This window comes from Streptomyces sp. NPDC006283 (assembly GCF_040613325.1).
In the GTDB taxonomy this organism is placed as follows: Bacteria; Actinomycetota; Actinomycetes; order Streptomycetales; family Streptomycetaceae; genus Streptomyces.
This window is the reverse complement of sequence record NZ_JBEXRZ010000302.1, coordinates 1-6,719: the sequence shown is the minus strand read 5'-3', so window position 1 is coordinate 6,719 and position 6,719 is coordinate 1. Positions and strand designations below refer to the sequence as shown.

Below are 6,719 nucleotides of genomic sequence, written 5' to 3'. Positions count from 1 at the left end.
CAGTACGCCACGCACAGCTGGAGCACGGAGACCGAAGCAGCCTGGGTACGGACATACACGACGATCTCCAAGACCATGATCGATGCGGCGGCGGCAGACGAACCCCGGGCGCCTGCCTGGTGGTATGCCGAGGTGGTGTCGCATGAGCTCAGGACACCGTACATAGCGGTGATCACTGTTCGCCCGGACCAGCACTATCCCTTCCTGGCTGGCCAGTACACGTCGCTAGAAACCCCGTGGTGGCCGCGGATCTGGCGGCACTATTCATTTGCGTCCGCTCCCCGCTCCGACGGACTGCTGTCCTTCCATGTGAAAGCTGTTCCGGCCGGCTGGGTCTCCAATGCGCTCGTCCGGTATGCCTTGCCCGGGACTGTGATCCGGCTCGGCCCGCCGACGGGCTCCATGACCGTCGACCACAACAGGCACAACGGTCTGCTCTTCGTGGGTGGCGGCACGGGCATCGCGCCCATCAAGGCCCTTGTCGAGGATGTTGCCGCGCACAGCGAGCGCCTGGTCGAGGTCTTCTACGGCGCCCGCACCAGTCAGGAACTGTACGACATAGACTCTATGCTGCGGCTCCAGCAAGTCCACCCTTGGCTAAGGGTTCGCCCGATCATCGACCGGCAGGTGCATGCGCAGTTGCCGGACGCCATCCGAGGGTACGGACCCTGGAAGGGGCACGACGCGTATCTGGCTGGGCCGCCCGGCATGATCCGCAGAGGGGTGCATGCCCTGAGGAACGTAGGAATTCCCTCAGAGCGGATCTGGCACGACTCGTTGGAGGAACTCATTTCAGCCGAAGTCGGGTATGCACATGGGGCATACCCGTAGGAGCCAAAGGGTAGCCATGTCCTCAGGCAGGGTCTGTGAAGTTAACACGGTGGTTCTGAGTTGTTGGGGATTCAGCGTCGGGCGGCGGAGAGCCGGCCGTCGAAGGTGATCTCGAAGGCGTTGAGTGCGGCCTTCCATCGCTGTGACCAGCGTTTGGGCCCTGGCTGGTGCGGCCAGGCTCATGACGGCCATGTAGACGCACTTGATCGCTGCCTGCTCGTTCGGGAAATGCCCGCTAGAACTAGTGTCCTGCGCCGGAGATGGCGAGGCTAAGTCTGTAGGCTGTTTTTATGGTGTCTCGGGGTCCTCGTGCTGTCGAAGTCGTGCTGTCTGCCGAGGAGCGGGCTGAGTTGGCGCGTTGGGCGGCGGGTGGTGTGGTGTCGGTTCGTGTGGCGGAGCGGGCCCGGATCATCCTGGCCTGTGCCGAGGGTGTCTCCAACACCGCTGTGGCGGCGGACTTCGGAGTGTCCACGGAGACGGTGCGTAAGTGGCGCTCGCGGTTCGTGGTCCGGCGGATGGCGGGCCTGGTGGACGAGCCTCGGCCGGGCCGGCGCAAGCCGGAACTGGTACTCAGCGAGACTGAGCGTGCGGAGCTGACGCGCTGGGCGCGGCGGGCGAAGACCACGCAGTTCCTGGCGCTGCGGGCGAGGATCGTGCTGCGGTGTGCGGAGGGCGGGACCAACAAGGAGATCGCCGCCGAACTCGGCATCGCGCAGGGCACGGTGAACCGCTGGAGATCAAGGTTCATCCGGTTGCGGCTGGACGGGCTGATTGACGAGCCCCGCCCCGGCAGGCCGCCCTCGATCCTGCTGGACCAGGTCGAAGACGTGCTCACGGCGACGTTGGAGTCAACCCCGGGCAAGGACTCCCACTGGTCGCGGGCCTCGATGGCGAAGCACTCCGGGCTGTCGAAGTCCACCATCGGGCGGATCTGGAAGAAGTTCGACCTCAAGCCCCATCTCCAGGACGCGTTCAAGCTCTCCACCGACCCGCAGTTCGTCGCGAAGGTCGTCGACGTCGTCGGCCTGTACCACAACCCGCCCGAGAAAGCGGTGGTGCTGTGCGTGGATGAGAAGAGCCAGATCCAGGCGTTGGACCGGTCCCAGCCGGTTCTGCCGATGATGCCCGGCATGCCCGAGCGGCGCACCCATGACTACTACCGGCACGGCATCACCAGTCTGTTCGCCGCCTTCAACATCGCCGACGGCAGCGTCATAAGCACTGCACCGCCGCCACAGGGCCATCGAGTTCAAGAAGTTCCTGACCCGGATCGACAAGGTCGTGCCCGCCGGCCTCGACGTCCACCTGGTCTGTGACAATTACGCCACCCACAACACGGCCGAGATCAAGACGTGGCTGGGAAAACACCCGCGCTTCCATGTCCACTTCACCCCCACCGGCTCCTCCTGGATGAACCAGGTCGAACGGTGGTTCGGCCTGCTGACGGACAAACTCATCCGCCGCGGCGTGCACACCTCCGTGAAGGCCCTGGAGCAAGACATCACGGCCTGGATCGACGGATGGAACGAGAACCCCCGGCCCTTCATTTGGACCAAGACCGCCGACGAGATCCTGAACTCCCTCGCTGACTACCTCACGAAAATCAACCCGCCAACCACTGAAACCTGAAACAGACTTAGCCTCGCCATTTCCGGCGCAGGACACTAGTGACCTGAGTCAGAGATTCGTTGGCAGTATGCGGCTACTTTGTCGAGGATCTCCTCGACAGTCTTGGTCCAGACGAATGGCCGCGGTTGTTCGTTCCAGTTGGCGAGCCCAGCTTCGGATGTCGCGTTCGAGGGAGCACATTCACACCTCAATCTCGGGCGAGGCCGTAAGGCCACCAGGGTGGGTTCAGCTCCTGTCGGCGGGCGTGGAGCAGCCACGAGACAGCTCGACGAGGTCGTGGGGGATGCCGAGCGTGAGGTACCGTCGGCGCCTTCGTATGCCTCGTCGGCCAGGACTGGGATCCGTAACCGTTCACAAATGGTGATGATGCGGTGGGTACGAGCGGGTGATGTCCGCGGTCCGACCGGGCGGGGCCGGCGAGTAGCAGCTGAGTAGTCGCTCTCGCTGTCGCCAGCTCCAAAGTGCCCGGGGCATAGACGGAGCCCGCGCCGCGAAGAGCGCTGTCACGCTCTGTACGTAGGCGTGGGGCGGTGCCGCACTGTGCTTCTTCGGGTTGGCTACTGATCGGGTGACGAACAAGGGGTGCGTAACGGGAAAGGCGGCTCCCAGGTGGTTGAGCGAGATGCCTTACCTCTCAACTCGTTCGCCAGGGAGCCGTGTTGGTCACCTACCCTGCCGCACTGGACCTTCCGCACGGCCTTGTGGAGTGGGTGACCATGCTGATCGTCACCCGTGAGCGTGACCGCAGGGCAAGCTGCCAGCCTCCAGCGAGCCCTGGTCACCCTCGTGTACCTGCGCAAGCACGACACCCTGGCCCAGATCGCAGCCGGCTTCGGGATCAGCGAGAGCGCTGCCCGCGCATACGTACACAGCGTGACCACACTCCTCGCCTCCCGCGCTCGGTCGCTCACCGGGGCACTGCGCCAGGCCCGCCCGGACTACGTCCTCGTCGACGGAACCCTCGCCGAATGCGACCGCGTCGGCCTGCGCCGCCTGACTGCGCTACCTGCCCGTGCGCTACGGCAGTCGCTGTGCCTTTCCGCTGGAGGTGGGACGTGCCGGTCAGGTGGGTGCGGGTGCCGCGGCGGCGGGCGGTGTTGTCGGCCGACATGAGGGCGCCGAGGCCGCACAGAAGACCAGCCGGGAGAGGTCGACCACCGTCTCCTCATGCACCGCCACCGCGGCGGCCAGGTTCCCGGCGCACGTCGGGAACGGTGCGGATGTCCAGCTCCCCGGCCACGGTGACCACAGCCTGTCGGCGTCCGGAGCCGGAGACGACGGTGGTGATGATCTCCATGCCGCTCGCCTTCCCAGGTGTTGGCGCCGGGCCCCGTCGCATTGCCGACGTGGTGTCCGAGGCCCGGCCGCCTGCCGCACGACCGCTCATCAAATGCGGCAGATATCCAGCGAAACCCGACCAGAGGGGATCTGTCCAGAGCAGAGACCCGAGGACAGGCTCCTGAGTGCTGATGCCCTCTGCCGGGCCTTCAGGGGCAGCGGGTGTAGGTGCGGAGCTGGTCGATCTCGGTGAAGCCGACTGCTTCGTGGAGTTGGAGGACGGCCTCACGGTGGGGCCCATCGTCGGGGGCGTCCAGGCAGGTGGTGACGTGGTGGATGCCACGGGCGGCGAGGTTGGTCAGGCACTGTTCGAGCAGGATGCGCCCCAGGTGCCGGCGCTCCGGGGCGAGGGGGATCCATTCCAGCACCGTGGTGCCGGCGACGGGGGCGCTGATGAGAGCCTCACCGATCCGTGTTCCCTCCCGCTCCCGCGGATGCAGCTGCCAGCCCGGGGCGTCCGGGCTCGGCACGAGGTCGGTGATCGCGTAGAGGCGGGGGCTGAGGGTGTCGAGCCGGTGGTGGAGATAGCGCCAGTGCTCGGTGCCGGAGAACCCGCACGCCTCCAACGCCCGCCGGGTACCAGGACGGTTGCGCACCGGGAGCCCGGCCGGAGCCAGCACGGTCGGCTCGGTGTAGGCATGTACCGTCCGCCGCCCCAGCTGCGCGAGCACGTGCCGGATCAATGCCTCGGCGAGGTGCTGCTCGTCCTCCCGGCAGTGCAGCCACAACACAAGCCCCGCACCGTCCCCGGCACGGACCGCCCAGGAGGCCGCGCCCAGCACCTCACCGGCCGTGGACACCAGCACCTCGCACCGCGACCCCTCAAATCCAAGGGCCTGTTGGAGAACGGCCGAGGTGACGACCGGACGTCCGGGCAACTGGTCTGCCCGGACCAGCTCCAAGACCGCCGCGCCGTCCTCACCGCTGAAGCGGCGCACCTTCTCACCCGTTCCTGTACCGACTGCCGTGATCGCCACGTGTGGTCCTTCCACTCTGACGTGCCTATGCCACATCTTCCTCCACCCTCCAAGAAGAGGACCGTTACGCCACGCACCGAAATCACGAAACTGTCGGAATTGCGTAGGCCCCCGGATCGAGCCTCGCCGACACATCAGCGTTACAAGAACGCGTTACTGGGCCTCCCTCCGGCGGTTAAAACAGCTGCGCGCGTCACGGCGTCGTGACCGGTGGGCGGAGATGACTTCACGTGCCCTTCGGGCTGCGCCTCCGCCTCGTGCACACCATGTCGTCGTGCACGAAGCGCGATTAGACTGGCCATCAAGATCAGCACTCATGTACACCGCGAGTATTGCCAACCCCCGCCTACGTGCCGCTCACACAGAGTGTCGTCCAAGTGAGGGGCAGGGAGCCGTCGCCAAGCGAATGAGGTCGACTGGAGCGCGGTACGGTGCTGGATGAACAGCCGAAAAGCGGAAGGACGTTGCGTATGGCGGGCGAGACTCTGGAGACCGTGGTGGGCAACCTGACGGCGTTGTCACGTTGAGCTGGGTTCGTGAGATTATCTTGAGGTTGATCGTCTCGGGAGTGTCTGCTGGTGGGTGCCGCGCCATCGCACACTGGGCACCGCTACCCGGTGGAGATCATCTCACCGTGGCTGTACGTCCGTTTCCTGCTGTCGTTCCCTGAGGTCGAGGAGCTGACGCTCCAGCGCGGCGTGATCGTCTCGTACGAGACCGTCAGACGGTGGTGCAAAGTTCGGGCAGGCCTACGCCGACGGGCTGCGCCGCTGGCCCCGGGCCGGGGACAAATGGCATCTCGACGGTCTTCGTGAAGATCAACGGCGAACTGCACTACCTGTGGCGGGCCGTGGACCAGGACGGCCATGTACTCGACACCGTCGCCGGGGAGACGCCGAACAGCGGCGCCAGCTGCCGCATGGTGAGGTTCGTGCAGTACTGCACGGCTACCAGCAGCACCCGGTCAGCCAGCGGCAGAACCAAGGTCGGCCCGGGACGTTTCCGCCCCGTTCACGGACGCCCTTCAGCAGTCGCTCGAACAGCCGCTCCGCAGACCGGCGAACGTCTCCACCCACGGCTCAGCCCTCAACACCCCGCTCATACAGGAGAAATGCCCCCGCGACAGACTTCTGCAACACGCCTAAGTACGGGAAGCTTTCGTGATGCTCCAGCAGATTGAATGCCCCCTGGACCACTAGCAGCAGCAGACCGACTTTGAGGCTGGGCATGTGTGGCTTCTTACGTAACAGCAGGCCCACCATGCTCATCACCATCAGAGCAGCCCAGGCGAGAAGATAGAGGTTCCACGACAGCTGTTCATTGCGGCGCGCGATGAACAGCACCGTTGCACCCAGCGGAAACAGGATAGGCAACCCCCACAGGAATTCCCAGGCTCCCTCCGACAGCGACTTTTTCTGTTTCGGGGGGCTGGCGCCCGTCGCGTCGGCCTTGTTGCTCACGTTCTCCATCCTCCTCAAGTATTCACCGCACCACTGCGGATCACCGCACCGGACGGCGGTAGGCGCTGCACCATGCAACATCAACCCAGACCGCAGGCAGTACCCCAGCCGCTGCCCGCGAGTCGCAGGTTTGTGCTCGTAATGGTCGCTTACTCGCTCGCTCCGACCGCGGCCTATGCAACCCGCACCGCTCCACAAGTCGCCCCGCTCAGGACGGCCACTCGCCCAAACACGACTGGATGTTCCGCCTCACCAGGGGCTCACGATCGCCGGGCGGGTGATCGGCTTTCGGACGGATCAGCACGAGCTCGCCGGAGTCTCAGGTCGGGCCGCCGCTGATCATCGGGGTTGATTGCTGTAGCCATGCGAACGGCATGTGCTGCGTCAGGCTGCCAAACAACGGCCGGTTCCCGCATGAGGAAGCACTACTTACGACCTCGTGCGTGATTACTGACGTTGAAGTCGTCTTGTCGTAGGGGCTGAC

4 protein-coding genes and 6 pseudogenes are annotated in these 6,719 nt (G+C 65.3%); 4 read left to right on the top strand and 6 right to left on the bottom strand.

Annotated elements, in window-relative coordinates; translation table 11 throughout:
* Positions 1–831 (top strand): FAD-binding oxidoreductase (locus ABZ070_RS34330; RefSeq protein ID WP_356639761.1); only part of this gene is annotated, 831 nt, incomplete at its 5' end.
* Between the two features lie 71 nt (positions 832–902).
* Here the strand turns inward: ABZ070_RS34330 and ABZ070_RS34325 are convergent.
* Positions 903–1,071, bottom strand: a pseudogene (locus ABZ070_RS34325) (IS256 family transposase); the annotation flags it as partial.
* Between the two features lie 50 nt (positions 1,072–1,121).
* Here ABZ070_RS34325 and ABZ070_RS34320 point away from each other — a divergent pair.
* Positions 1,122–2,460 (top strand): annotated as a pseudogene (locus ABZ070_RS34320) (IS630 family transposase).
* 305 nt (positions 2,461–2,765) lie between these two features.
* On the opposite strand, the pseudogene ABZ070_RS34315 reads toward ABZ070_RS34320, so the two are convergent.
* A pseudogene (locus ABZ070_RS34315) lies at positions 2,766–2,849 on the bottom strand (IS5/IS1182 family transposase); the annotation flags it as partial.
* Between the two features lie 270 nt (positions 2,850–3,119).
* Here ABZ070_RS34315 and ABZ070_RS34310 point away from each other — a divergent pair.
* Positions 3,120–3,444 (top strand): annotated as a pseudogene (locus tag ABZ070_RS34310) (transposase family protein); the annotation flags it as partial.
* Positions 3,445–3,625: 181 nt separating this feature from the next.
* Here the strand turns inward: ABZ070_RS34310 and ABZ070_RS34305 are convergent.
* On the bottom strand, positions 3,626–3,757 hold the full coding sequence (locus ABZ070_RS34305; protein WP_356639759.1) for a hypothetical protein: 132 nt from the start codon (positions 3,755–3,757) through the stop codon (positions 3,626–3,628).
* A gap of 190 nt (positions 3,758–3,947) precedes the next feature.
* Positions 3,948–4,775 carry a GNAT family N-acetyltransferase gene (locus tag ABZ070_RS34300; protein ID WP_356639757.1) on the bottom strand — a complete coding sequence of 276 codons (828 nt, stop codon included), beginning with the start codon at positions 4,773–4,775 and terminating at the stop codon, positions 3,948–3,950.
* Positions 4,776–5,350: 575 nt separating this feature from the next.
* Here ABZ070_RS34300 and ABZ070_RS34295 point away from each other — a divergent pair.
* A pseudogene (locus tag ABZ070_RS34295) lies at positions 5,351–5,658 on the top strand (DDE-type integrase/transposase/recombinase); the annotation flags it as partial.
* Here the strand turns inward: ABZ070_RS34295 and ABZ070_RS34290 are convergent.
* Positions 5,658–5,877, bottom strand: a pseudogene (locus ABZ070_RS34290) (transposase family protein); the annotation flags it as partial. The pseudogenes ABZ070_RS34295 and ABZ070_RS34290 sit on opposite strands and share 1 nt — an antisense overlap.
* On the bottom strand, positions 5,855–6,235 hold the full coding sequence (locus ABZ070_RS34285; RefSeq protein ID WP_356639755.1) for a hypothetical protein: 381 nt from the start codon (positions 6,233–6,235) through the stop codon (positions 5,855–5,857). The gene ABZ070_RS34285 and the pseudogene ABZ070_RS34290, both read right to left, overlap by 23 nt.
* Positions 6,236–6,719 lie beyond the last annotated feature (484 nt).